This is a genomic window from Streptomyces sp. SJL17-4 (genome assembly GCF_036826855.1).
Classification (GTDB): Bacteria; Actinomycetota; Actinomycetes; order Streptomycetales; family Streptomycetaceae; genus Streptomyces.
The window spans coordinates 2,052,496-2,076,990 of the sequence record NZ_CP104578.1; the positions used below are offsets into that span (position 1 = coordinate 2,052,496).

General features: G+C 72.6%; 21 protein-coding genes. 17 read left to right on the forward strand and 4 right to left on the reverse strand.

What is annotated here, in order from left to right; translation table 11 throughout:
* Positions 1-31 precede the first annotated feature (31 nt).
* Together N5875_RS09020 and N5875_RS09025 are read right to left on the reverse strand one after the other, a co-directional pair.
* Positions 32-1,291, reverse strand: coding sequence for a cation:proton antiporter (locus N5875_RS09020; protein ID WP_338492830.1), 1,260 nt, complete (start codon positions 1,289-1,291; stop codon positions 32-34).
* Positions 1,292-1,298: 7 nt separating this feature from the next.
* Positions 1,299-1,769, reverse strand: a complete 471-nt coding sequence (locus N5875_RS09025) for a TrkA C-terminal domain-containing protein (protein WP_318212155.1) — start codon at positions 1,767-1,769, stop codon at positions 1,299-1,301.
* A gap of 213 nt (positions 1,770-1,982) precedes the next feature.
* On the opposite strand from N5875_RS09025, the gene N5875_RS09030 reads away from it, so the two are divergent.
* Together N5875_RS09030 and N5875_RS09035 are read left to right on the forward strand one after the other, a co-directional pair.
* Positions 1,983-2,933, forward strand: a complete 951-nt coding sequence (locus tag N5875_RS09030) for a HAMP domain-containing sensor histidine kinase (protein ID WP_318212156.1) — start codon at positions 1,983-1,985, stop codon at positions 2,931-2,933.
* On the forward strand, positions 2,930-3,622 hold the full coding sequence (locus N5875_RS09035; RefSeq protein WP_318212157.1) for a response regulator transcription factor: 693 nt from the start codon (positions 2,930-2,932) through the stop codon (positions 3,620-3,622). Before N5875_RS09030 ends, N5875_RS09035 begins: the two co-directional genes overlap by 4 nt.
* A 24-nt stretch (positions 3,623-3,646) precedes the next feature.
* On the opposite strand, the gene N5875_RS09040 is transcribed toward N5875_RS09035, so the two are convergent.
* Positions 3,647-6,640: a BREX system ATP-binding domain-containing protein gene (locus tag N5875_RS09040; protein WP_338492835.1), complete on the reverse strand. Its 2,994-nt coding sequence runs from the start codon at positions 6,638-6,640 to the stop codon at positions 3,647-3,649.
* Positions 6,641-7,108: 468 nt separating this feature from the next.
* On the opposite strand from N5875_RS09040, the gene N5875_RS09045 reads away from it, so the two are divergent.
* The 10 genes from N5875_RS09045 to N5875_RS09090 all read left to right on the forward strand — a co-directional run bounded on the left by N5875_RS09045 (position 7,109) and on the right by N5875_RS09090 (position 15,909).
* Complete coding sequence (locus N5875_RS09045; protein ID WP_338492838.1) at positions 7,109-7,672, forward strand: hypothetical protein; 564 nt, start codon at positions 7,109-7,111, stop codon at positions 7,670-7,672.
* Positions 7,672-8,532 (forward strand): thioesterase domain-containing protein, encoded by an 861-nt coding sequence (locus N5875_RS09050; RefSeq protein ID WP_318212160.1) that lies wholly within the window; start codon positions 7,672-7,674, stop codon positions 8,530-8,532. The genes N5875_RS09045 and N5875_RS09050 overlap by 1 nt, the downstream gene beginning before the upstream one ends.
* Entirely contained in the window at positions 8,529-9,491 is a 963-nt protein-coding gene (locus N5875_RS09055; protein ID WP_338492841.1) for a class I SAM-dependent methyltransferase, read from the forward strand. Before N5875_RS09050 ends, N5875_RS09055 begins: the two co-directional genes overlap by 4 nt.
* A gap of 362 nt (positions 9,492-9,853) precedes the next feature.
* Positions 9,854-10,726 carry an AfsR/SARP family transcriptional regulator gene (locus tag N5875_RS09060; protein ID WP_318212162.1) on the forward strand — a complete coding sequence of 291 codons (873 nt, stop codon included), beginning with the start codon at positions 9,854-9,856 and terminating at the stop codon, positions 10,724-10,726.
* A 78-nt stretch (positions 10,727-10,804) separates the two neighbouring features.
* Positions 10,805-11,299 (forward strand): group II truncated hemoglobin, encoded by a 495-nt coding sequence (locus tag N5875_RS09065; RefSeq protein WP_338492844.1) that lies wholly within the window; start codon positions 10,805-10,807, stop codon positions 11,297-11,299.
* Positions 11,300-11,529: 230 nt separating this feature from the next.
* The gene (locus N5875_RS09070) at positions 11,530-11,679 is read left to right on the forward strand and encodes a hypothetical protein (protein WP_338492846.1); all 150 of its coding nucleotides are present in this window, start codon (positions 11,530-11,532) and stop codon (positions 11,677-11,679) included.
* Positions 11,676-12,947: a Cmx/CmrA family chloramphenicol efflux MFS transporter gene (locus tag N5875_RS09075; protein ID WP_318212164.1), complete on the forward strand. Its 1,272-nt coding sequence runs from the start codon at positions 11,676-11,678 to the stop codon at positions 12,945-12,947. Before N5875_RS09070 ends, N5875_RS09075 begins: the two co-directional genes overlap by 4 nt.
* A gap of 84 nt (positions 12,948-13,031) precedes the next feature.
* Complete coding sequence (locus N5875_RS09080) at positions 13,032-13,781, forward strand: methyltransferase (protein ID WP_318212165.1); 750 nt, start codon at positions 13,032-13,034, stop codon at positions 13,779-13,781.
* Positions 13,782-13,979: 198 nt separating this feature from the next.
* Positions 13,980-15,443, forward strand: a complete 1,464-nt coding sequence (locus N5875_RS09085) for an FAD-dependent oxidoreductase (protein WP_318212166.1) — start codon at positions 13,980-13,982, stop codon at positions 15,441-15,443.
* A gap of 58 nt (positions 15,444-15,501) precedes the next feature.
* Positions 15,502-15,909 (forward strand): RidA family protein, encoded by a 408-nt coding sequence (locus N5875_RS09090; protein WP_318212167.1) that lies wholly within the window; start codon positions 15,502-15,504, stop codon positions 15,907-15,909.
* A gap of 95 nt (positions 15,910-16,004) precedes the next feature.
* Here the strand turns inward: N5875_RS09090 and N5875_RS09095 are convergent, their stop codons facing one another.
* The gene (locus N5875_RS09095; protein ID WP_338492852.1) at positions 16,005-16,598 is read right to left on the reverse strand and encodes a flavoprotein; all 594 of its coding nucleotides are present in this window, start codon (positions 16,596-16,598) and stop codon (positions 16,005-16,007) included.
* A gap of 234 nt (positions 16,599-16,832) precedes the next feature.
* Between N5875_RS09095 and N5875_RS09100 the strand changes: the two genes are divergently transcribed.
* The 5 genes from N5875_RS09100 to N5875_RS09120 all read left to right on the forward strand — a co-directional run bounded on the left by N5875_RS09100 (position 16,833) and on the right by N5875_RS09120 (position 24,490).
* Positions 16,833-20,195 (forward strand): amino acid adenylation domain-containing protein, encoded by a 3,363-nt coding sequence (locus tag N5875_RS09100; RefSeq protein ID WP_338492855.1) that lies wholly within the window; start codon positions 16,833-16,835, stop codon positions 20,193-20,195.
* Positions 20,192-21,832, forward strand: a complete 1,641-nt coding sequence (locus tag N5875_RS09105; RefSeq protein WP_338492858.1) for a GMC family oxidoreductase N-terminal domain-containing protein — start codon at positions 20,192-20,194, stop codon at positions 21,830-21,832. The genes N5875_RS09100 and N5875_RS09105 overlap by 4 nt, the downstream gene beginning before the upstream one ends.
* Entirely contained in the window at positions 21,829-22,584 is a 756-nt protein-coding gene (locus N5875_RS09110; protein ID WP_318212171.1) for an alpha/beta fold hydrolase, read from the forward strand. The genes N5875_RS09105 and N5875_RS09110 overlap by 4 nt, the downstream gene beginning before the upstream one ends.
* 3 nt (positions 22,585-22,587) lie before the next feature.
* Positions 22,588-23,751 carry an acyl-CoA dehydrogenase family protein gene (locus N5875_RS09115; protein WP_338492861.1) on the forward strand — a complete coding sequence of 388 codons (1,164 nt, stop codon included), beginning with the start codon at positions 22,588-22,590 and terminating at the stop codon, positions 23,749-23,751.
* Between the two features lie 136 nt (positions 23,752-23,887).
* Positions 23,888-24,490 carry an XRE family transcriptional regulator gene (locus tag N5875_RS09120; protein ID WP_055603314.1) on the forward strand — a complete coding sequence of 201 codons (603 nt, stop codon included), beginning with the start codon at positions 23,888-23,890 and terminating at the stop codon, positions 24,488-24,490.
* Positions 24,491-24,495 lie beyond the last annotated feature (5 nt).

Genomic DNA, 24,495 nt, shown 5'->3' on the forward strand with positions numbered 1-24,495 from the left:
TCGAGATCGCGGGCCGAGACGGGGAGCGGGTTCACACGCGGTCGGCGGCGGACCCGGGGTCGGGTACGCGTACGGGCTCGGGTCCCGTCTCCGGCTCCCGTACGGTCACGCCCTCCGGTGCCGACGGCTTCCGTCGTCGTCCTCGGAGGAGGTACGCGGCGATCGGCTCGGTGTAGCGCGCCGTGAGCGGCCCGATCACCACGAGGATCAGCACGTACGCCGTGGCGAAGGGCCCGAGCTGGGGCTGCACCCCGGCGGTGACGGCGAGGCCCGCGATGACGATGGAGAACTCGCCGCGCGCCACCAGCGTGCCGCCCGCCCGCCAGCGGCCCTTGGCCCCGATGCCGGCGCGGCGCGCGGCCCAGTGGCCGGTGGCGATCTTGGTCAGCGCGGTGACGACGGCGAGGGCGAACGCCGGGAGGAGCACCGGCGGAATGCTGGCGGGGTCGGTGTGCAGTCCGAAGAACACGAAGAACACCGCGGCGAAGAGGTCGCGCAGGGGGCTCAGCAGGGCGTGGGCTCCGTCGGCGACCTCCCCCGAGAGGGCGATGCCGACGAGGAACGCGCCGACGGCCGCGGAGACCTGGAGCTGCTGGGCGACGCCGGCGACGAGCAGCGTCAGGCCGAGGACGACGAGAAGCAGCTTCTCGGGATCGTCGCTGGAGACGAACCGCGAGATCAGCCGCCCGTAGCGGACGGCGACGAAGAGCACGGCGCCGGCCACGCCCAGGGCGATGGCGAGCGTGGCGCTGCCGGCCGCGAGGCCGACCCCGGCGAGCAGGGCCGTGATGATGGGCAGGTAGACGGCCATGGCGAGGTCTTCGAGGACCAGGATGCTGAGGATGACCGGTGTCTCGCGGTTGCCGAGGCGCCCGAGGTCGCCGAGGACCTTGGCGATGACGCCGGAGGACGAGATCCAGGTGACACCCGCCAGGACGACGGCCGCGACCGGCCCCCAGCCGAGGAGCAGCGCGGCGGCGGCGCCGGGCAGGGCGTTGAGGGCGAAGTCGACGAGCCCGGCCGGGTACTGGGTCTTGAGGTTGGAGACCAGGTCGCTCGCCGTGTACTCCAGGCCGAGCATGAGGAGCAGGAGTATCACCCCGATCTCGGCGCCGATGGCGACGAACTCCTCACTGGTGCCGAGCGGCAGCAGGCCGCCCTTGCCGAAGGCGAGCCCGGCGAGGAGGTAGAGGGGTATCGGGGAGAAGCTGAACCGGCCGGCGAGGCGCCCGAGCAGGCCGAGGCCGAGGATGATGGCGCCGAATTCGATCAGGAAGACCGCGGAGTGCACGCCGCCCTCACTCCCGACCGAGGATCGCGGCGGCCGCGTCGACGCCCTCGCGGGTGCCGATGACGATGAGGGTGTCGCCGCCGGCGAACCGGAAGGCGGGCGTCGGGGACGGAACGGCCCCGGAGCGGCGCAGTACGGCGACGATGGAGGCACCGGCCTCGGTGCGCATCCGCGTCTCGCCGAGCAGGCGCCCGTTCCAGTACGAGTGGGCCGACAGCTCGATGCGTTCGGCGACGAGCCCCAGGTCGGTGGTGTGCAGGACGTTGGGGCTGTGGTGCGCGGGGAGCAGCGCGTCGATCAGTGAGGCGGTCTCGGCCTCGGTGAGGTGGAGCGACTGCGCGCAGGCGTCGGGGTCGTCGCCCCGGTAGACGTTCACGGTCCGGGTTCCGTCGCGGTGCGCGATGACCGACAGCTGGCGGTGCTCCCGGGTGGTGAGGTCGTACTGGACTCCGATGCCGGGCAGGGGTGTCGTTCTCATCCGCGGAGCAGGCAAGGGCCCGTCCCTTCCGTCGTCATGTCACAGGGTGATCAGGTCGGTGGTCGGGGGCCATGGTGCCACCCGCCGGGAGGGCCGGAACATGGGTGTCGGCACGGATGGACAAGACACCGGAAACTGGTCAGGATGAGGCGGGGACATGGATCCCGTCGCAGGTCAGAGGCCCGGAGCAGGGAAAGGGAGCGAGTCGCACAAGTGTCGCTGTACTGGCGCATCTTCCTTCTCGACGCCTCGGTGCTGGTCGTCGCCGTACTGCTGTTGCTGGGCCCGGTCACGGTCTCCACGCCCGTCCTCATGGGTGAGGCGATCGTGCTCGTGGCAGGCCTCGTCGCGATGCTCCTCGCGAACGCGTTCCTGCTGCGGCTCGGTCTGGCACCGCTCCAGCGCCTCACCCGGGCGATGCGGACGGCGGACCTGCTGCGGCCGGGACGGCGGGCGGCGGTGGCGGGGCGCGGCGAACTCGCCGATCTGACGCGTACGTTCAACACGATGCTCGACCGTCTCGAGGCCGAGCGGGCCGCGAGCACCGCCCGGGTCCTCTCGGCACAGGAGGAGGAGCGGCGGCGGATCGCGCAGGAGCTGCACGACGAGGTGGGGCAGACTCTGACGGCGGTGCTGCTCCAGCTGAAGCATGCCGCGAACCACGCTCCGGAGGAGCTGCGCCCGGAACTCCACCAGGCGCAGGAGACGACCCGGGCGAGCCTGGACGAGATCCGCCGCATCGCGCGCCGGCTGCGGCCGGGGGTTCTGGAGGAGCTGGGTCTGCACAGCGCGCTCAGATCGCTGGCCTCGGAGTTCTCGACGCCGGGCCTGACGGTGCGGTCGCACGTCGAGTCCGGCCTCCCGAAGCTGGACCACGAGACGGAGCTGGTGCTCTACCGCGTGGCGCAGGAGGGCCTCACCAACACGGCGCGGCACGCGGGCGCGACCCGGGTGGACCTGCGTCTGCGCCGGCTGGCCCACGGCGGGGTCGGTCTCCTGGTCAAGGACGACGGCCGGGGGATCGGCCGGGCGCCGGACGGGGCGGGCCTCAGCGGGATGCGGGAACGCGCCCTGCTGGTCGGCGCGGAACTGACGATCCGCGGCGGCGAGGACGGCGGTACGGAAGTCCACTTGAGCACGCCCAGCGGTAAGGCGACGCCATGACGGCCCCGACCCCGACACCTCCCACGGCCACGGCAACGCCGTCCCCCACCCGTATCCTCCTCGCGGACGACCACGCGCTCGTACGCGGAGGAGTACGCCTCATCCTGGACGCGGAGCCGGACCTGACGGTCGTGGCGGAGGCGGCGGACGGCGCGGAGGCGGTGGCCCTGGCCCGCTCCGGCTCCGTCGACCTGGCCGTCCTGGACATCTCGATGCCCCGCATGACGGGCCTCCAGGCGGCCCGCGAACTCAGCCGCCTCCAGCCGGAGCTGCGGATCCTGATCCTCACCATGTACGACAACGAGCAGTACTTCTTCGAGGCCCTGAAGGCGGGCGCGAGCGGCTACGTCCTGAAGTCGGTCGCGGACCGCGACCTGGTGGAGGCCTGCCGGGCGGCGGTCCGCGACGAGCCCTTCATCTACCCCGGCGCGGAGACCGCCCTCATCCGCACCTACCTCGACCGCGCGGAGCAGGGCAGGCCCCTGCCGGACAAGGCCGTCACGGAACGGGAGGAGGAGATCCTCAAACTCGTCGCGGAGGGCCACAGCTCCCGGGAGATCGGTGACCTCCTCGTCATCAGCCCGAAGACGGTGGAACGCCACCGCGCCAACCTCCTCCAGAAGCTCGGCATGCGCGACCGTCTGGAGCTGACCCGGTACGCGATCAGGGTGGGCCTGATCGAGCCCTAGGACCGGTTTCCGTGGGCCGGCTGTCTAGGGGTTGGCGGTCGGGGTGAGGGCGGTTCGGGGCTGGTAGAGGAGGACCGGGGCGGGATCCGGTGGTTCGTCGGCGGGGAAGAAGCGGGCCAGTTCGTGACGGCCGCTGATGCGTAACTTCCGGTACGAGTGGGTGAGGTGGGACTCGACGTTCCGCAGGCTCACCTGGAGCAGCCGGGCGATGTCGCGGTTGCTCAGGCCGCGCGCGGCCAGTTCGGACACCTGCCGTTCGGTGGGGGTGAGCAGCGACTCGGTCGAGTCCTTGCGGGGGTCGGGGCGGCCGCCCGCGTCCCGCAGCTCGCGCTGCACCGCCTCCACCAGGCCGTCGGCGCCCAGCGAGATGGCGACCTCGTTGGCGCGGTGGAGCAGTTCGCGGGACCGGCGGGGCGTGCCGCTCTGCCGGTGGGCGCGCCCCGCCGCGTACAGGGCGTGGGCGAACAGCAGGGGCGCCGGGGCGGGTTCGAGGAGTTCCACGGCCCGGTCCGCGAGCCGCAGCGCCTCGCGGCCCGAGCTCGCCGCCGCCTCGGCGACCAGGGCCCGGCCCAGCGCGAAGGGGGCGCCCCAGCGGTGGGCGAGGGCGGTCTCCTCCTGAGCGGCGCGGCGGGCCGCGGTCACGTTGCGCCGGGCCAGCTGGAGCGCGGCGCGGGTGGAACGCCAGGGCAGGATCGCCGGGTTGACGATTCCGCGCCGGGCCAGCTCCTCCTCGCAGTGGGCGAGCAGCACCAGACCGCGCCGTACCTCGCCGAGCCGGCCGAGGGCCCGCCCGGCGCTGTGCAGGAGGTGCAGCCGCCACCAGGTGACCGGCCGGTCGCCGGGCAGCGGCGGGGCGTCGTCGAGGAGGGCCCCGGCCGCGGCGATGTCGTCCCGTTCCATGGCGACGTCGATGAGCACGCTGCGGGCCAGCGGCCCCACGTGGAACCGGCCGGCGCGGATCCGGGTGAGCAGGTCGAGCGCCTCGCGGGCGTCGCCCTCGGCCCGGGCCAGCTGCCCGCGGTGCAGCTGCACCAGACCGCGTACGGCGAGGGCCTCGGCGATGCGGGTCGTACTGCCGTCGGCGCGGGCGAGTCCGACCTCGGTGTCGATGTGCCGTCGGGCCTCTTCCACGTCGCCCGCCCAGAGTTGGGCGAGCAGTGCCTGGTACCAGCGCGTGGAGCCGTACGGGGCACGCGGGACGGAGAGCAGCCGGTCGGCGATCCGCCGCGCCGCGGACGCCGAGTCGCCGGTGGCCGTACGCAGGAGCAGGACCCTCAGCAGCCGGTCCTCCTCGCCGGGGTGGTGACGGCCGTGGGAGGGGTGGCCCGCGTCGCCGTGACGTCCACCGTCATCACCCCCAGCCCCGTTGCCTCCGGCATCGGGGCGGCCGCCGTCGTGGAACCGTACCTGCGCCACCGCCTCGCGCAGTCGTGCCGCGGCGGTCGGGCCGAGCGTGCCCGCCGTCTCCCGCCGTGTCTCCTCCAGGATCTCCAGCGCGCCCGCGGTGTCGTCCAGGCGCAGCCGGAGGTCGGAGAGCCGCAGCGCGTGCCGGAACTTTTCGGCGGGCGCGGTGACGGTGGAGGAGTGCGCGGTCAGGGCACGTGCCGCGGCGGGCAGGTCGAGGCCGCTGAGGGCCTGGATCCGCAGGGCTTCCGCCCGGTCCTCGTGACCCTCCGGGACACCGTGCAGGACGGCCTTCTCGATCAGCCGGCGGGCGCCCGCCGGGTCGTGCTCGACCACGCCCTGGGCGACGTCCACGAGCAGTTGCGCCATCCAGGGTTCGTCCAGGCGGTGGGAGCGCAGCAGATGGGCGGCGACGTCCTCGCTCGGATCGCCGCGATGCCGCATCCTGCGGGCGGCGAGCCGGTGCAGTTCGGCACGCTCGGCGCAGGGGATGTCCTGGTAGAGCAGACCGGCGAGGAGGGGGTGGCGGAACTTCATGTCGTGGGGGCAGAGCAGTCCTGATTCCGTGAGTCTGCTGATACATCGACACGCGTCTTCGGTGGGGACGCCGCAGAGGTCGGCGAGGAGGGCGGCGTCCACCGGACCGCACAGGATGCTGGCGGCGCGGGCGATCTCCAGGCCGTGCGGGTCGATCCGCCGGAGCAGGCACAGGATGCGCTCCTTGACGGCCTGGAGTCCGAGTTGCTCGTCCGGCGGGTCGCCCGGCGCCCGGCCGGCGCGCGGATCGGCGGAGTTCGCGGGATGAGCGGCCCGCCCTGGCAGTCCGGGCAGTCCCGGCAAGCCCGGCAAGCCCGCGGCGTGGTGCCGGCCCGCGGGGGCGAGGGGGCCCGATCGGCCCGTCGGGCCCGTCCGTATCTGCTCGGTCAGCAGGTACGGGTTTCCGCCGGTCCCGGCGACCAGCGCGTCCACGGCCTCGTGGCCGTGTCCGTGGCCGCACAGCGAGGTGGCCAGATCGAGCGCCGCGCTCGGGCTGAGGTCGCTCAGATGGATGTGGCGGTCGGGGCGCAGCCCCTCCATGAACTCGACCAGGAGGTGCTGGTCGCTGGCCGGTTCGCCGCAGCGCTTGGTGGCCAGCAGGACGACGGGGAGGTTCTCCAGACGACGGCTCAGGAAGCCCAGCCACAGCAACGACGGGCAGTCGACGTGCTGGACGCTGTCGACGGTCAGCAGGATCGGGGTGCGCCGGGCGGCCCGGCCCACGCTCGCGCACAGCTCCGCGAGGAGCGGATAGTCGGGCTCGGCCCGGCCGCCGCCGGGCGGGGTGCCGTAGGCGGCGAAGGTGCGGTCCCAGCCGTGCGCGGTCTCCGGCAGCGTCCCGAGCAGCTGGTGCACGACCCCGAGGGGGAAGCGCTGCTCGGCCGGGGACGCGGTGGCGGAGAGGACGATCATGCCCTGGTCGCGGGCTGTCTCCTCGGCCCAGCGCAGCAGCGAGGTCTTGCCGGTGCCGATGATGCCCTCCACCAGGGCGACGGCGCCCGCACCCGCTCTCGCGGCGTCCAGTATCTCGGTGATGGTCTTCGATTCCTCGCTCCTGCCGAACAGCTCCTTGGGCACCGCCCCACACCTCCCTGCCGAACAGTGGAATGACTCGGACGAGGTCGCCACTTCGGCAGGGGGAGGCCATGCGGAAAAGCTGTGGAGCCGACGCCGTCAAGGCCATTTTCAGGTCATGGCCCGAACAGTCGCCGTCATACTGGAAATGCCTTCTTCAGACGACACGGGGACCGGTCGAAGTCCTCCATGCCGATCCCCCGAACACCGGTGAACGGCCCACACCTCCGAGGATCCCGACGCTAACACGGGGGCCGCGATATTTGTACAGCGGATGTCACTGCACGGATTCCGAACGTATTCCTTCGGCCATTGCTTCGGTGCCACCGTATTGAGGTGAATGGGGACCACACAGGTACGGTCGGCACCGATGTGCGGCGGTGACCAGTGAACGGCCCGGAGAGCGGTTGTCCCGGACCTGCGTTCACCACCGGCCAATTGGCGTAAACCTGATGGAGGGAGCGGTCCCGCGTGTCCGCGATCAGCGAGGAGCTCCGCACCGAACAGTTCGTCATGTCCCTGCGCGGAGTCGTGCCGTACGTGTACGAGCAGGCGTGGCAGTCCGTCCTGGACGGCACTCCGCTGTCCCGCACCGCGCTCCACCGCGGGCCGGACGGCCTGCTGCGCCGTACGCTGCGGCCCGAGGCCCGCTTCCGGCTGCAGATCGTGGACTGGCGGGCCACCCGGGCCGAGGTGCAGGACGCCCGGCTCACCGAACGCCTGGCCGGGGAGTCCGCGACCGGACTGCCCCTCGACCGGGCCCCGTTGATGTGCGCCACCCTGATCCGGCGCTCCGACCGCGACTGGACCTTCGCCTGGCGGTACGCCCGCGAGCTGATGGACCGGCGGGCAGGGCTCCGGATACTCGAGGAGGCCGCGGACGCGTACGCGGTACTGCTCCGCGGCGGGACCCCGCGCCGCACAGCCGCCACGGCGCAGTCGTGCACGACGGCGCCGGTCACGGCGCCGCCGCGCGCGGCCTTACCGGGCGCCCCCCTGACCACCGGCGTACGGACCCGGGGACCGGTGGCCTGATGACCGGGGACACGTCGGTGCGGCTGTTCTGCCTCCCGTTCGAGGGCGCCTCGGCGGGCGTCTACCTGCCCTGGGCCGAGGCCCTGGGGAGCTCGGTGGTCGTCACCCCCGTCGAGCTGCCGGGCCGCGGCCGTCATCCGCGCGGCCGCCCCTGCGGCCGGCTCGAGCCGCTGCTCGCCGAGATCATCCCGTACGTGGCCCGCATGCGTGACCGCCCGTTCGCCCTCTACGGGCACGGCTTCGGCGCCCTCCTCGCGTACGAGATCGCCGCCCGCCTCGAATGGGAGTACGACGCGGTGGCCGAGCGGCTGTACGTCTCCGGGGCCGGCGTCCCGTACCGGCCCGCCCCGGAACACGCCGTCGCCCAGCTGCCGGACGCAGAGCTGCTGCGCCGGCTCGGCCGGCGGGGCCGGATTCCCCCGGGCGCCCTCGACCCGCTGCGGGCGCCCCGGGTGCTGCCCGCGCTCCGTGCCGACCTCGCCGTCCTGGAGTCGTACCGGCGCGACCCCCGCCATGTCGTGCACTGCCCGGTCACCGCCATGGGCGGCAGCGACGACCGGAGCGTCACCGGGGCCGATCTGGCCGGGTGGCGCCGGTGCACCCGGCGGTCCCTGCGGGTGGACACGATCCCCGGCGACCACTACTTCCCGCTCACCGCCCGGTGGGAGCTGCTCGACACCTTCAGCCGGGACCTGCTGCGCCCCCGGGTCCGTGCGTCGCGCGCGGCTGTCGGCGGCGGCCGTCCGCGCGTACCGGCCGGTTCCGGTGCGTACGATCCGGCGGTCGGTCCCGGAACCGGCAACAAGAGTTGTCCGGTGTCCCCGGCGTCCCCATCCTGGCCGGCGGAGGTGACCGTATGACACCCACGCATGGCACCGGAGGCCTCGCCGGTGACGCCCTCGGCGGCGCAGAGAAAGCCGAGCACGAAGGCGACCACGGAGTCGAGCACGAGGCGGAGGACCGCGCCGGGCACCCGGCCGAGCAGGAGGCGGAACTGCACGCCGGCTTCCTGACCGAGGCGGCCCACTGGCTGCACGGACTGTTCGGCCCCGCGGACCGGGCCACGGCGGCCGTCCGCCGGATCCTCGACATCGGCAGCGGTCCGGGCGTGGCCTCCCACGCCCTTGCCGACGCCTTCCCGGAGGCACAGGTCGTCGCCGTGGACCGGTCGGCCACCATGCTCGCCCGGGCCGAGGCCCGGGCCGCCGAGCACGGGCTGGGGCACCGGATCACCACGCGGCGGGCCGAACGGCCCGAGGAGTTCGCCCGGTCGGGCCCCGTCGACCTGATCTGGACCGGGAACGTCTGCCGCCACCTCGGCGACCAGCAGGCCGCCCTGCGGAGCCTGGCCTCCGCGCTGCGGCCCGGCGGACTGCTCGCCGTCGCCGAGCGCGGTCTGCCTCCACGCTTCCTGCCCCGGGACATCGGCATCGGCCGGCCCGGCCTCCAGGCGCGTCTGGACGCCGCCGTCGAGGAACAGGTCACCGCCCGGCGGTCCAGGCTCCCCGGCTCCACCTCCGTCGTCGAGGACTGGCCCTGCCTGCTGGCCTCGGCCGGGCTGGTGCCCGCCGGTACCCGTACGTTCCTCATCGAGTTCCCGGCCCCGCTCGACGTACCGGTGCGCCGGCACCTCCACACCCGGCTGCACGGGCTGCTCGCCGACCTCGGAGAGCGCCTCGACCTCGTCGACCGGCTCACCGTGGAGCAGCTCCTCGACGGGGACGCCTGCACGGGGGTCCTCTGGCGGCCCGACGCCTTCTATCTGACCGCCGCCACCGTGCACACCGCACGGTTGTGCCGGCCCCGCGCCGCCGCCTGAATCCGGCCGGTGAATTTGTCACCTTGGCGAAAACCGACCACGAAAAGGAAAGGCATACGAATTAACTAAGGAGATTAGCAGTTCCGGCGGTTCCGGCGGTTCCGGTAGTTCCGGTGGTTCCGGCAGTTCCGGCAGTTCCCGTAAGGCCCCCGAAGTGCGTCCCCCGCCTCGGGGGCCTTCGCATGTCCTGAATCCGTCGAATCCGGACCCCCGTAGGGACACCCCCTCCGCAGATTCTTCGGTCAGCCCTACGGTCCCACCGTATTGAGGCCCTCACCCCCGCACTCCTACGTTCCTTCCCAGAACAGCCGCTTCGGAAAGGGACCGATCCGGACGGCACCCGGACGATGGACGGAGGACGCGTGAAGATACGGATTCTCGGCCCGCTGCACGCCGAGACGGACGGAGTTCCGGTCGTCCCGAGTGCGGCGAAGACGCGACAGATTCTGGCGCTCCTCGCGCTCCACCCCGGCCGGCCCGTCCCGGTGGCCACCCTCAAGGAGGAACTCTGGGGCCCGCTGCCGCCGTGCAGCGCGCACAGCACCCTCCAGACCTACATCCTGCGGCTGCGCCGGGCACTGGCCGCCGCCCTCGGCGGACCGTACGGCTCGGAGGAGACGCGTGCGGAGACCGGCACCACCCGCGCCACCGGCCCGGCCCGGGCGCGGGATCTGCTGGCCACCGGTCACGACGGCTATCTCCTGCGGATCGCCGAAGAGGACGTCGACGCCTACGCCTTCCAGCGCGCCGCCCAGGCCGGACACACCGCCTTCGCCGACGGCGACAGCGCCCGTGCCGCCCGCTTGCTCCGCGAGGCCCTCTCGCTGTGGCAGGGACCGGCCCTGGTGGACGTACGGGCCGGGGCGGCGCTGCGGATCCACGCGGCCCACCTCGAGGAGAGCCGACTGCTCGCCACCGAACGCCGGCTCGATGCCGAGCTGCGTCTCGGACGGCACGGCGAACTCCTCGCCGAACTCGTCGAACTGACCCGGCTCCACCCCGCCAACGAACGGCTGTACGCCCAGGCGATGGTGGCCTTCTACCGCGCCGGCCGCCAGTCCGAGGCGCTCCAGCTCTACCGCGGTCTCAGGCGGCGGCTCGTCGAGGAGCTGGGCCTGGAGCCCGCCCCGCAGCTCCAGCGGCTGCACCAGGCGATGCTCTCGGTCGATCCCCGCCTGGACACCCCCGCCCACGGCGGCCGGCCGACACCGACCTTCGACCTCTACGCAGCCTGAACCCTGCCCACACACCCCAGCCCCACCTCCACCCCCACCTCGACCCCACCGCGCGAGACACCCGAGAGAGGCGACACAGTGACGGACCAGGACGAGAACCAGGACCAGGACCAGAACCAGGTACCCACCCTCTACGAATGGATCGGCGGCACCGAGGCGCTGGAGCGGCTCACCGAGGCGTTCTACGCCCGCGTCCGCAAGGACGAGGTCCTCGCCCCGCTCTTCGCGCACATGGACGACGACCACCCCCAGCACGTCGCGACCTTCCTCGGCGAAGTACTCGGCGGGCCCACGCACTACACCGAGCAGCACGGCGGCTACCCCCACATGGTCTCCCGCCACCGGGGCCGGGCCATCAAGCCCGAGCAGCGGGCCCGCTGGGTGGAGCTGATGCTGACGGCGATGGACGAGGTCGGGCTGCCCGAGGACGCCGAGTTCCGCTCGGCCTTCGTCGGCTACATCGAGTTCGGCTCGCGCCGGGCCATGGCCAATTCCCAGCCGGACGTCGGCCCCACCCGTCGTACGACCATCAAGAAGTGGGGCTGGGGCGAGGGCGTACCCGGTGAGGAGTGACCCACAGGCCGACGGCGGGGCCGATCCCCCGGCCGGCCCCCGGAACCGGCCCTCCCGCGGGTCCCCTCCGCGTCCCGGTATCGGCAACAAATGTTGTCCGTCCGTGGAGCCCGGTTCCAGCATGGGGGCCACTGGTGATCACCACGATCCGGCGGACCGCCGAGGCCGGCAGACCGGCACGCATCCGCCCTGATCCGTATGCCCGAACCGTCTCAACGAGGAGTCCGCTCATGCGTTTGGCCACCCCCGGGGCTGTGCGACGCGTCCCCCCGCACCCCGCCGCCTCCCCGCACCCCGTCGCCACCCCGCGCCCCACCACCCCGCGCGTCACCCAGGCCCCGCGCCTCTCCGTCCCGCAGGCGGGAGGCGGCCCCCGATGAGCGTCCAGACCGAACCGCAGGAAGCCACCGCGCCGAAGGCCAACGGCAGGCTGCCGCTCGCCGTCTATCTGCTCGCGTTCAGCCTGTTCGCGATGGGCAGCGCCGAGTTCCTGCTCGCCGGCGTCCTCCCGGACATCGCCGACGACCTCGACATCTCGCTGTCCTCCGCGGGCGCCCTCATCTCGGCCTTCGCCATCGGCGTGGTGATCGGCGGGCCGCCGCTCGCGGTGCTGACCCTGCGCTGGCCGCGCCGTACGACCCTGGTGATCTCGCAGGCGGTGTTCGCCGCCGGGGTGGCCGTCGGTCTGGTGACCGAGGACTTCACCGTGCTGCTCGTCACCCGCTTCCTGATCGGCCTGGCGTACGCCGGGTTCTGGGCCGTCGCCGCGGTCACCGCGATCTCCCTCGTCACCCCCGACCGCACCGCCCGGGCCTCCGGCGTGGTGGTCAGCGGCCTCAGCATCGCGATGGTCGCCGGCGGCCCGGCGGGCGCCTTCCTCAGCCACTTCACCGGCTGGCGGGGCGGGTTCTGGGCGGTGGTCGCGCTCACCGTGCTCAGCGCGATCGCCACGATCGTCGCCGTGCCCGCCACCAAGGCGGCACAAGAACCCAGCGTGAAGCGTGAGTTGCAGACGATGCGGCAGCCGCAGCTGTGGGTGGTGTACGCCGCGACCCTGCTCAGCACCGCCGCGTACATGATCTCGTACAACTACCTCGCGGCCTTCCTCACGGACGTCACCGGTGTCGACTCCGTGTGGGTGCCCGGCATCCTCGTCCTCTTCGGCATCGGGGCCTTCATCGGCCTCTCCATCGGTGGCCGGATCGCCGACGGGCGCCCCCATCACGCCCTGCTCATCGGGGCCGGCGGCATCCTCGTCTGCTCCGTCCTGCTCGCGCTCCTCGCCGACTACGCCGTGGCCGTCGTCCCCCTGGTCCTGCTCCTGGGCGTCGCCGGCTTCGTCCTCAACCCGGCCGTCTACGGGCGGGTGTTCACCGTCGCGGCAGGCGCGCCGACGCTCGCCGGCGCCACCGCCGTCTCCATGTTCCAGCTCGGCATCAGCGTGGTCCCCGTCCTCGCGGGCGTGGCGCTCGGCGCCGGTGCCGGTCTCACCTCGATCCCGTGGCTGGGTGCCGGCCTGGCCGTCCTCACCATCCCGGTCGTCCTGGTCGAGCGCACGATGGCCCGCAACCGGGCCGCACGCACCCCCGACTCCGCGAACACGACGACGAGCGCCGACGTGAGCGCCCAGGCGGTCGCGGACAACTGATCCACCGTCATGACACATCACCGGTAGCCGCGGAGAGCTCCGTCCCCCGGGACTCTCCGCCGGCTCCCCCACAGGGAGGACCTCATGGACAACGAGCTGGGCTACGAACTCGGCACCTGGGTCGTGTCACAGATCCAGAGCCCCGACCGCCCCACGGAGTCGACCTTCTCGCTGCTCGGCAGGGAATGGGACCTGTTGCCCGAGGTGTTCCCGCCGCACACGGACCCCGGCCCCGGCCTGTTCGCCTCCTGGGTGCCGTACGAGCGGGGCGACCGCTTCCTGGAGCTGGGCTGCGGCGCCGGCATCGCCGCCGTGCTCGCGGCGCAGCACGGGGCCACGCGGGTGCTCGCCACCGACATCAACCCGGCCGCCGTGCAGAACGCCCGGCGCAACGCCGAGCGGCACGGGGTCACGGACCGGTTCACCGCGCTGACCAGTGACCTCTTCGACGCCCTCGACCCCGCCGAGCAGCTCGACACGGTGTTCTGGAACACCCCGTTCATCGAGGCGCCCGCCGACCGCCCGTACGCCGGGCACATCGAGCGCGCGGTCTTCGACCCCGGGTACGGCCTGGTGAACCGGTTCTTCCGCGACGTGGTGCGCCATCTGGCCGCCGACGGCCGGATCTACCTGGGCACCAGCGAGGCCATGGGCAACCCGTTCAAGATGCTGCGCGCCGCCGACGAGGCCGGATTCGAGGGAAAGCGGCTCCGCACCGAGTCCGTCGAGCTGCCCGCCGCCGAGTTCGGCGACTCCCCCGTGGTCAAGGCGCACACCGACGAACGCGGCATCGTCCACATGGACTTCACGCTCTACGAGTTCCGGCGCCGCTGACCACCCCGCGCACCGCCCCCGTACCTCCCCGCACCTCCCCGAACCTTCCCCGCACCGCCCCGTACCTCCCCCGCACCTTCCCCGCACCTCCCCGCACCTCCCCGTACCAAGGCACCACACGCACCAGCAGTTCCGACGCCATCGACCCACCCACACCCATCGGGGCGACCTGACGGAGCCCCGGGAGATTGGACATTGATGAACGCCAACAGGAACGCAGACGCGGTCGGTACCGGCTACGACACCGTCATCGCCGGAAACGGAGTCCTGGGACTGTCGCTCGCCTGGGTCCTGGCGCGACGCGGACAGCGCGTCGCCGTGCTCGGCCAGCCCCACCGGCCCTGGGCCGGATCGGCCGCGGCCGGCGCCATGCTCGGCTGTTTCGGCGAGGTCACCACCTCGCTGCTGGCCACCGAGCACGGTCGCCACAAGCTCGAACTCGGCATCAAGGCGACCGAGATGTGGGGACCGTGGCTGGACGAGCTGGAGGAGCAGACCGAGGGCGCGCCGATCAAGACCGCCCAGGGCACCACCGTCGTCCTCAACACCATCGGCACCGCCGAGATCGACGACGCCAACTACAACGCCATCCGCGCCGAACTCACCCACTACGAAGAGCCGTTCGAGGACGTGGAGCCCTCCGACCTCGACTGGGTGGACGCCGAGCCCATCTCCCGCCCGCTGAAGGCCTTCCACATACCCGGCGAACACGCGGTCAACGCCGCGGCCCTCCTGGAGCGGCTCGAATCGGCCGCCGTGCAGGCCGGTGCCACCCTCGTTCCCGAGTTCGCCACCCGCGTCGAGTACCAGGGCGAGCGGGTCACCGGAGTCGTGCTCGCCTCCGGCCGTACGATCTCCGCCGACCACGTCACGCTGGCCGCCGGCGCCCGCACCCAGGAACTCCTGGACAGCCTGCCCGTCGGCCCCCGCATCCCCCGGCTGGTCAGCGGCTACGGCGTCTCCTCGCTGATCAAGACGCAGGACGGCACGAGCCCGGACAGCGTCATCCGTACGCCGAACCGCTCCTTCGCGTGCGGCCTGCACGTGGTGCCCCGCGGCGACGGCCACGTCTACGTCGGCGCCACCAACGTCATCGCCGTCGAGCCGCGCGACACCGCCGAGATGCGCGACCTGGTCTTCCTGCTCCAGTGCGCCCACCGCCAGGTCCGCCGCAACCTCTGGAACAGCGAGGTCACCAAGGTCCAGGTCGGCAACCGCCCGGTCTCCATGGACGGCTTCCCGCTGCTCGGCGACGGCGGCATGCAGGGCCTGACGATCATGACCGGCACCTACCGCGACGGACTGCACCTGTCCCCGCTGCTCGCCCAGGACTTCGCCGCCCGCATCCTCGGCGAGGAGCCGCAGGCCGACCTGGACCGGTTCGCGCCGCTGCGGCAGCCCTACCGGACCGGGACGCGCGAGGAGATCGTCGACCTCCTCATCGACCACCAGATGGGCATCGGTTACGAGCAGGACTGGACGATCCCCGTCGAGTGGCACCAGTGGATCGAGATGGACCTGCGCCCGGCCACCCTCGCCTGGGCCAACGAGCTCGACCCCGAGTTCACCCCGCCGGCCGAGCTCCTCTTCGCCTCCCGCTTCGACCCCGAGCTGGTCAGCCTGCTGCGGAAGTACTACGCGACCTGCCGCGAATACAGCTGACCGGCCCCCACCCCTGACGGACGGCCCTCGCTGTCAGTCCCTCCAGAAAGGACACCCCATGGCTGTCGAGAACATCGACCCGCCCGGCCTCACCAAGCCCTACGGCTGGCGGCAGCTGGCGGTCGGCACCGGAAGCCGCGTCATCTTCCTGAGCGGCCAGACCCCGCGTACCGCCGACGGCGAGCCGGTCGGCATGGGCGACCTGGCGGCGCAGACCGAGCAGGTGTACCTCAACATCGGCACCGGTCTCGCCGCGGCCGGCGCCAGCTTCGACGACGTGGTGAAGCTGACCATCTACGCGGTGGACTGGTCGCTCGACAAGTGGGAGGCGGTCACGGCGGGCGCCGAGCGCGCGGCCGCCAAGCTCGGTGCCGATGTCATCCGGCCGACCACCCTGGTCGGGGTCGCCACCCTCGCCGAGCCCGACTTCCTGATCGAGATCGAGGCCACGGCCATCGCGGAGTAGCCGCTTCCAGGAGGAGCCGCTTCCACCACCCTTCGCACCACGCACGTGAGGGCCCCGCCGGATTCGGCGGGGCCCTCACGTGCGTGTCACTGCGGTCAGGTCGAAGGCCGCTGCTTGGCCAGGAGGTCCTCGATCACCGCGGCCACGGTCTCCGGTGCGGGCAGGGCCGGGTGGCGGCTGACCGTTCCCGTGGTCGGGTCGAAACCGTCGTGCCACTCCGGCTCGTTGACGAGGCCGCCGTCCTCGCGGATCCGCGCGATGTTCCGCTGCACGGCCGCCTTGTGCCACATCTTGGCGCCCATCACCGGGAAGTGGACCACGGGGTAGTCCACCGACAGCGCGACCGTGAGCAGCCGGTTCGGCGCGGCCCCGGCGGCGGCCGAGGCGAGCGTGTGGGCGGTGGCCGGCAGCACCGCGAGGATGTCGTGGTCGGCGGCGAGCCGGGAGGGCTTGTCGGTCGGCCAGTCCGCCGGGGATTCCCCGCTCACCACCCTTTCGGCGAAGAGCGCGACGCTCTCCGGGGAAAGGAACGATGTCGCCGTGTGGGTCATCAGAACAGTGAACGTGCTGCCCTCGATCTGCCGGCGCATCGCCTCGACGTACGCCGGAAGTCTGGTCACCGCGATGGATCCGGTGGCACCGATGAGTATGCGTTTCCCGGTCGACTCCGGGGAGTTTCGAATTTCCATGGGCTGATGATGTCGCCGCCGTCCCGTCGCAGGTCAAGAGGCACAACAAGGCATGACAGAGCGGGTCCAGGGCCGGTCCAGCAGGAGTCCAGTGGAAGTCCGGAGGCACCGAAATCCTTCGGTCGTCCCTACGGTCCCACCGTATTGAGACCGTTTACCCCACTGCCTAACGTCGCTTCTCGCAAGGGAATTCGAAAGCCCGGCAGGGCATCCGAGGAAAAGGGACGGACGACGATGGAGGATCTTTTCGCAAGGCTGCGCGGCGGTGCCGGTCACCCCCGCCTCGACGAGGACCGGCTCCTCGAGCTCAAGCCTCGGCCGGACCACCGGCACGACCCCTTCCCGCTGACCGACATCCAGCAGGCGTATCTGATCGGCCGCCACAAGGGGCTCGAACTGGGCGGCATCTCCAGCCAGTACTACCTGGAGTTCGACTGTCCCGCTCTCGACCCGGACCGGCTCACCGAGGCCCTGCGCACCGTGATCGCCCGCCACGAGGCCCTGCGCACGGTGGCCGGGACCGACCAGACCCAGCGCGTCCTCCCCGCGGCCGAGGTGGGCCCGTACGACATCCGTGTCACGGACCTGCGCGGCCGGCCCGCGTCGGAGCGGACGGCGGAGCTGGAGCGCGTCCGCACCGAACTCACCGGCCAGGTACTGCCGTTGGACCGGACTCCGCTCCTCGACGTCCGCGCCACCCGGCTCGACGACGACCGGCTGCGCCTCCATGTCGCCGTGGACCTGCTGTTCCTCGACATGCGCGGGCTCTACCGGCTCATGGACGAGTGGCGCCGATGTTACGACGACCCGGCGTGGCGGCCCGAGCCGCCGGAGGTCTCGTTCCGCGACTACGTCCTCGCGCGGGAGGAGCTGCGCGGGGACGCCCTGGGCCGGGAGTCCGCCGCCTACTGGGCGGACCGCCTGGACAGCCTGCCCGGCGCGCCCGAACTTCCGCTGGCCGCCGCGCCGGAGCAGCTCGGCACCCCGCGCTTCGTACGGCACCGGGCGCAGCTCGCCCCCGAGCGCTGGGCGGCGCTGCGGGCGGCGGCCGAGCGGCACGGCCTCACGGCGTCCGGCGTGCTGCTCGCCGCCTACGCGGAGGTGCTGCGCACCTGGTCGCAGCGGCAGGAATTCACCCTCACCGTCACCCAGTTCCACCGGCTCGGCCTGCACCCGCGGGTCGAGGACGTCATCGGGAACTTCCTCGACCCGAGCCTGCTCGCCGTCGGCGGCCGTCCCGAGGAGAGCTTCGTCCAGCGGGCCCGTGACCTGGAGCAGCGGCTCCTGGAGGACCTGGCGCACCCGCACGGCGGCATCCGGGTCCTGCGCGACCTGGCCCGCCGCAGGGACGACGGCCGGGCGTCGCTGCCCGTGGTCTTCTCCAGCACCCTCGGGGCCGGGGCCGGGGCCGGCCGGAGCGGCGCGCCCGGCGCCGGTCGCCTGGAGTCCTTCGGGACCCTGGTCCACGACCACAGCCGTACGCCGCAGGTGTGGCTGGAGAACCAGATCCTGGAGCTCGACGGCCGGCTCTCGGTCAACTGGAACGCCGTCGAGGGCCTGTTCCCCGCCGGCACCCTGGAGGCCATGTTCACGGCGTACACCACGCTGCTCGACCGCCTCACCGACGAGCCGGCGCTCTGGGACGCCATCCGCGGCATCGTGCCGCTGCCGGCCGCGCAGGCCGAGGAGCGCGCCCTGGCCAACGCCACCGACCAGGACATCCCTGCCGCGCTGCTGCACGAACTGGTCGCAGAGGCGGCCCGGCGCAGCCCCGACGCGCCCGCGGTGATCACGCCCGGCACGGAGACCACGTACCGGCAGCTGACCGAGTCCGCCCACCGGATCGCCCACCGGCTGCTCCGCTCCCCCGGCGCGGCCCCGAACGAGATCGTCGCCGTGTCGATGCGGCCCGGCGCCGCCCAGTACGCCGCGCTGCTCGGCGTGCTGCACACCGGCGCCGCGTACGTCGCCATCGACCCCGAACTGCCCGAGGAGCGGCGCCTGAAGCTGCTCGCCCGCTGCTCGGTACGGGCTGTCGTGACCGACCCCGAGCTGCTCGACTCGCTGCCCTGGCCGGACGGCGTGACCGTACTGACCCCCGAGGACGCGGAGACCCTGGCCTGCCCGGAGTGGGCACCGGGGCGCCGCCAGGGACCCGACGACCTCGCGTACGTCATCTTCACCTCGGGCTCCACCGGCGAGCCCAAGGGTGTGATGATCACCCATCGCAGCGCCGCCAACACCGTCCAGGACATCAACCGCCGCTTCGACGTCGGCCCGGACGACCGCACCATGGCGCTCGCCCCGGCGGGCTTCGACCTGTCCGTGTACGACCTCTTCGGCGTGCTCGGCGCCGGTGGCACCGTCGTCGTCCCCGACCCCGCGCGCGGCAACGACCTCGCCCACTGGTCCCAGCTCGTCGGCCGTTACGGGGTGACCATCTGGAACAGCGTGCCCGCGCCCATGCGGATGTGGATCGACGCGCTGGGCGACGGCGCGGTGCCGCGCGGCTGCCGGCTCCGCCTCGCCCTGCTCAGCGGCGACTGGATCCCGGTCGACCTGCCGACCCGGATCCGCGAGAAGCTCCCGGCGATGCGCGTGATCAGCCTCGGCGGCGCCACCGAGGGCTCCATCTGGTCGATCCACCACCCCGTCGAGACCGTCCGGCCGGAGTGGTCGAGCATCCCGTACGGCAAGCCGCTCGCCAACCAGACCATGCACGTCCTCAACCAGTGGCAGGAGCCGTCGCCCGTCGGCGTCACCGGCGAGATCCACATCGGCGGCATCGGGGTGGCCCAGGGCTACCTCGGCGACCCCGAGCGGACCGCCGAGCGCTTCCCGGTCCATCCGGTCTCCGGGGAGCGGATCTACCGGACCGGCGACCTCGGCCGCTACCTGCCCGGCGGCGACATCGAGATCCTCGGCCGCGAGGACTTCCAGGTGAAGATCAACGGCTACCGCGTCGAGCTCGGTGAGATCGAGGCCGCGCTGCTGCGCCGGGCCGATGTGCGCACCGCACTCGTCACCGCGCCCGCCCACGCCCGTACCGGACAGCGGCAGATCGTGGCGTACGTGGTGCCCGAGGCGGGCGCCGCTCCGGACCCGGCCGAGCTGCGCGAGGCGCTCACCGCCGTCCTGCCCGGATACATGGTGCCCAGCCGCTTCCTCACCCTGGAGACCCTGCCGCTGACCACCAACGGGAAGATCGACCACAAGGCGCTGCCGACACCGTGGAACGACGACGCCGAGACCACCGGCACCCGGGTCGCCCCCCGCAGCCGGGTCGAGGAGCGGCTCTTCGCGCTCTGGTCCCAGCAGCTCGGCCACGGCGACTTCGGCGTCGAGGAGGGCTTCTTCGACATCGGCGGGGACTCCCTGCACGCGGTCGGTCTGCTCACGGTGCTGCGCGCGGAGTTCGGCATCGAGGCGGACATGGAGCAGGAGATGGTCGAGGGCCTCTTCATGAACGCCTCGATCTCGTCCTTCGCCGAACTGATCGCCCCGGCGGAGGGGTCCCTGGCATCCGGGGGGTCCGAGGGGTCGACGGCATCCGAAGGGTCCCATGACTCCCCGGCGTCCGAGGAGTCCGCAGCATGACCACCACGCCTCCCGCGACCCCGGACTCCGACGTCGCCGAGTGGGACCACGTCGTCGTCGGCGGCGGCTCCGCCGGCGCGCTCGTCGCCGCCCGGCTCGCCGCCCGCGGCTCCGGCACCGTACTGCTCCTGGAGGCCGGCCCCGACCAGCCGGTCCCCCGCGACCGTGCCCACCCGCTGGCCGACGCGGGCCGGCTCGTCCTCGCCGGATTCAACTGGGACTACCGGGCCAACCTCCGCAGCAGCGGCCGCCTGGAGGACCTGCTCAAGGGCGGTGACGGCGCCGGGAGCCCGGCCCGTGCCCTCTGGGAACGCTTCCCCTACCAGCTCGGCAAGGTCGTCGGCGGCGGCTCCGCCGTCAACGGGGCCATCGCCCTGCGCGGACTGCCCCGTGACTTCGACGCCTGGGCGGTGCAGGGCAACCCCGACTGGTCCTGGGAGCGGGTGCTGCCCTTCTACCGGGCCATCGAGAACGACGCCGACCACCCCGACCGCCCCTCGCACGGCGACAGCGGCCCCCTCCCGATCCGGCGGACCCCGCGCGAGCGGGTCCACCCCCTGGACGCCGCCTTCTGGGAGGAGTGCAACCGCCAGGGCGTGGGAGACCTTCCCGACCTCAACTCCGGGGAGGAGGCCGGCGTCGGCCCGATCCCCGGCAACACGGTCGACGGCGAGCGGATCGATGCCGCCACCGCCTTCCTCTCCGACACCCGCGAGCTGCCCCACCTCCACGTACGCCCCGGCGTACGGGTCACCCGGGTCCTGTTCGACCCGAAGGACCGGAACCGTGCCGTCGGCGTGGAGACCGAACGGGACGGGCGGCTCGACACCGTCCGGGCCCGGCATGTGATCCTCGCCGCCGGGGCCGTCGGCACCCCCGTGATCCTCCAGCGCTCCGGCGTCGGCGACGCGGCCCTGCTCGGCGCCCTCGGCATCGCCCCGGTGGCCGACCTGCCGGGCGTGGGCCGCGACCTGGTGGACCACCCGTCCGTCGTCATCTGGTCCCGGCCTGCCGACGGCGTGTGTACGCCGGGCCTGCCCTGGCGCCAGGTGGCGGCCCGGATGAGCAGCGGCTTCGACGACGACGTCGACATCCAGATGGGGCTCCTCAACAACGTGGAGAGCCACACCATCCCCGGTTTCGTCGACCGGCTCGGCTGGCCCCTGGTCGTCGGCATCTCCGTGATGCTGCTGCGCCCCCGCTCCCGCGGCCGGGTCTTCCTCGACAGCGCCGACCCGCTGGCCTCGCCCGTCATCGAACTCGGCCTCGGCACCGACCCCGAGGACGTCGAGCGCCTCTGCCACGGCGTCCGCAGGGCGTGGGGCTTCCTGCGCTCCCCCGGCCTGTCCGCCAGGCTGACACACACTCAGTTCTGGAGCGACCGGATGGTCGCCAACGACGGCGTGCTGCGCAGCGGGGTCCGGCACATCATGAACCCCGGCTGGCACGCGGCCGGTTCGTGCCGGATGGGCCCGGACTCCGACCCGTACGCCGTCGCCGACCAGGAGGGCCGGGTGCACGGCACCGAGAACCTGCGGATCGCCGACGCCTCGCTCTTCCCCGTGATCCCGAGCGCCCCCACCAATCTGACCACCCTGATGCTGGCCGAAAAGCTGGCCCGGAGCATGAAGGAATGACCGTGCACCCTGTCACGAGCCCTCCGGTGCGGCTCTACTGTTTCCCGCACGCCGGGGCGACCTCGCAGGTCTACCGCGGCTGGCAGACCCTCGGCGAGCCCCACCTGCGGATCCGGGGCGTGGACGCGCCGGGCCGCGGCGCGCGCCGCCAGGAGCGCAAGGCGGTCAACTACCACGGTCTGGTACGGGCCATGGGAGAGCAGGTGGTGGCCGATCTGCTCGCCGAGCGCGAGCGCTCCCCCGGTCTGCGCTGGGCGACGTTCGGGCACAGCTTCGGCGCCACGATGAGCCTCGCGGTGGCCGAGCACGTGTCCCGGCAGACCGGCCTGGCGCCGGTGCGATCGGTGCTCTCGGGGGCGATACCGCCGGCGCTCCAGCGACCGGGGGCGCTGCTCGCCGCCGTCCCCGACGAGGAACTCCTCGCCCGGACCGCGGCCGACGGCGGAACCCCGGCCGCGGTGCTCGCCGAGCCGACGATGAGCCGGATCCTCCTGCGGATGCTCCGCGAGGACGACTGCGTACGGGCGGAGTTCGCCCGGGAGGCGGCGGGCCTGCGGGTGGACTTCCCGCTCACCCTGATCGCCGCGCGCGAGGACGTCCACGCCCCGCCGGAGCGGGTCTGGCCGTGGTCGGCGCACAGCTCCGCCCCGGTCCGCCGGGTGGAGATCGAGGGCGGCCACTTCGCCGCGGTCCAGCACCCCAAGGAGACGCTGGCGATCATCGGCGACGACACCGACCCCGGGAAGGGCTGAGCCGTGGCAGGAAACCGAAGCAGCCGCCCTGCGTCCCGGTACGAGCCGGAGCACGAACAGTTCCGGGAGACCTGCCGGGAGTTCCTGAACCGCGAGGTCGTCCCGCACCACGCCCGCTGGGAGCGGGAGGGCATCGTCGACCGCTCGGTGTGGCGGGCGGCGGGCCGGGCCGGACTCCTCGGCATCGGCGTCGACCCGGCGTACGGCGGAGGCGGCGAGCCCGACTACCGCTATCCGGCGGTGTTCCAGCGGGAGATCATGTGGGCCCGGGCGACCGCGCCCGGCTTCGTGGCGCACAACGACGTCATCGCCACGTACCTCACCGAGCGGACCACCGAGGACCAGCGCAAACGCTGGCTGCCCGGACTGTGCGCGGGCGAGCTGATCGCGGCCATCGCGATGAGCGAGCCCGACGCCGGCTCCAACGTCGCCGACATCCGTACCACCGCGGTACGCGACGGGGACTCCTACGTCCTCAACGGGCAGAAGACCTTCATCACCAACGGCGAGAACGCCGACGTCATCGTGGTCGCCGCGAAGACGGCCCCCGACCGCGGCGCCCAGGGCATCAGCCTCCTGGTGGTGGAGCGCGGCACGCCCGGACTGACCCGCGGGCGGCGCATGGAGAAGCTGGGCTGGCACGCCAGCGACACCTGCGAGCTGTTCTTCGACGACTGCCGGGTGCCGGCCGAGAACCTGATCGGCAGGGAGAACGCCGGCCTCGCCTACATGATGGCCGGACTCCCCCGGGAACGGCTCAGCATCGCGACCGTGGCGGTGGGCGCCGCCGAGCGGATGCTCGCCGACACACTGGAGTACGCGAAGACCCGCGAGGCCTTCGGGCAGCCGATCGGCACCTTCCAGCACAACCGCTTCCAACTGGCGACGATGGACACGGAACTGACGATCGCCCAGATCTTCCTCGACCACTGCGTCACCGAACTCGACGCGGGCCGACTGTCGGTGACGGACGCCGCCAAGGTGAAGTGGTGGACGACCGAGCTCCAGGTGGACATCGCCAACCGCTGCCTCCAGATCCACGGCGGTTTCGGCTACCTCAAGGAGAGCGCGATCTCCCGCGAGTGGGCCAACAGCCGGGTGCAGACCATCTACGGCGGGACGACGGAGGTGATGAAGGAACTGATCGGCCGCTCACTGGGCCTCTGACGCAGGACCCGCCCCGTCCGCCGCGCGCCCCTCCCCCCGGCGCGCGACGGGCGGGGCGCCCGCGTGGGGGCCTGTTCAGCGTCCGAAAACAGCACCTCTCTTTGCAAATTCCGGGACGAGTGCATGTAATGACGGCGTGGAGCAGCCCTCGTCCATCGCCCAGGCCCTGTCCGCCGTCGGCCCCCGGCTCAAGCGGCTACGTACCGCCCGCGGAGTCACCCTCGCCGCGCTGTCGGAGGTCACCGGAATCTCCAAGAGCACCCTTTCGCGCCTGGAGGCCGGCCAGCGCCGCCCCAGCCTGGAGCTGCTGCTGCCTATCGCCCAGGCCCACCAGGTCCCGATCGACGAACTGGTCGGTGCCCCCGACGTGGGCGACCCGAGGGTCCGGCTCAAGCCGCACGCGGTGAACGGCAACACGGTGCTGCCGCTGACCCGTCAGCCGGGCCCGCTGCAGAGCTACAAGATGGTCCTCCCGGCGAGCCGCGACACCCCGGAGCTGTGCACCCACGAGGGCTACGAGTGGCTGTACGTGCTCTCGGGACGGCTCCGGCTCGTGCTGGCCGACCACGACATCGTCCTGGACCCGGGCGAGGTGGCCGAGTTCGACACCCGGCTGCCGCACTGGTTCGGCAGTACGGGACAAGGCTCGGTGGAGGTACTCAGCCTCTTCGGACGCCAGGGCGAACGCATGCACATCCGCGCCAGACCGACAGGCCGAACGCCCGCCTCCGGCGACTGAGCCGG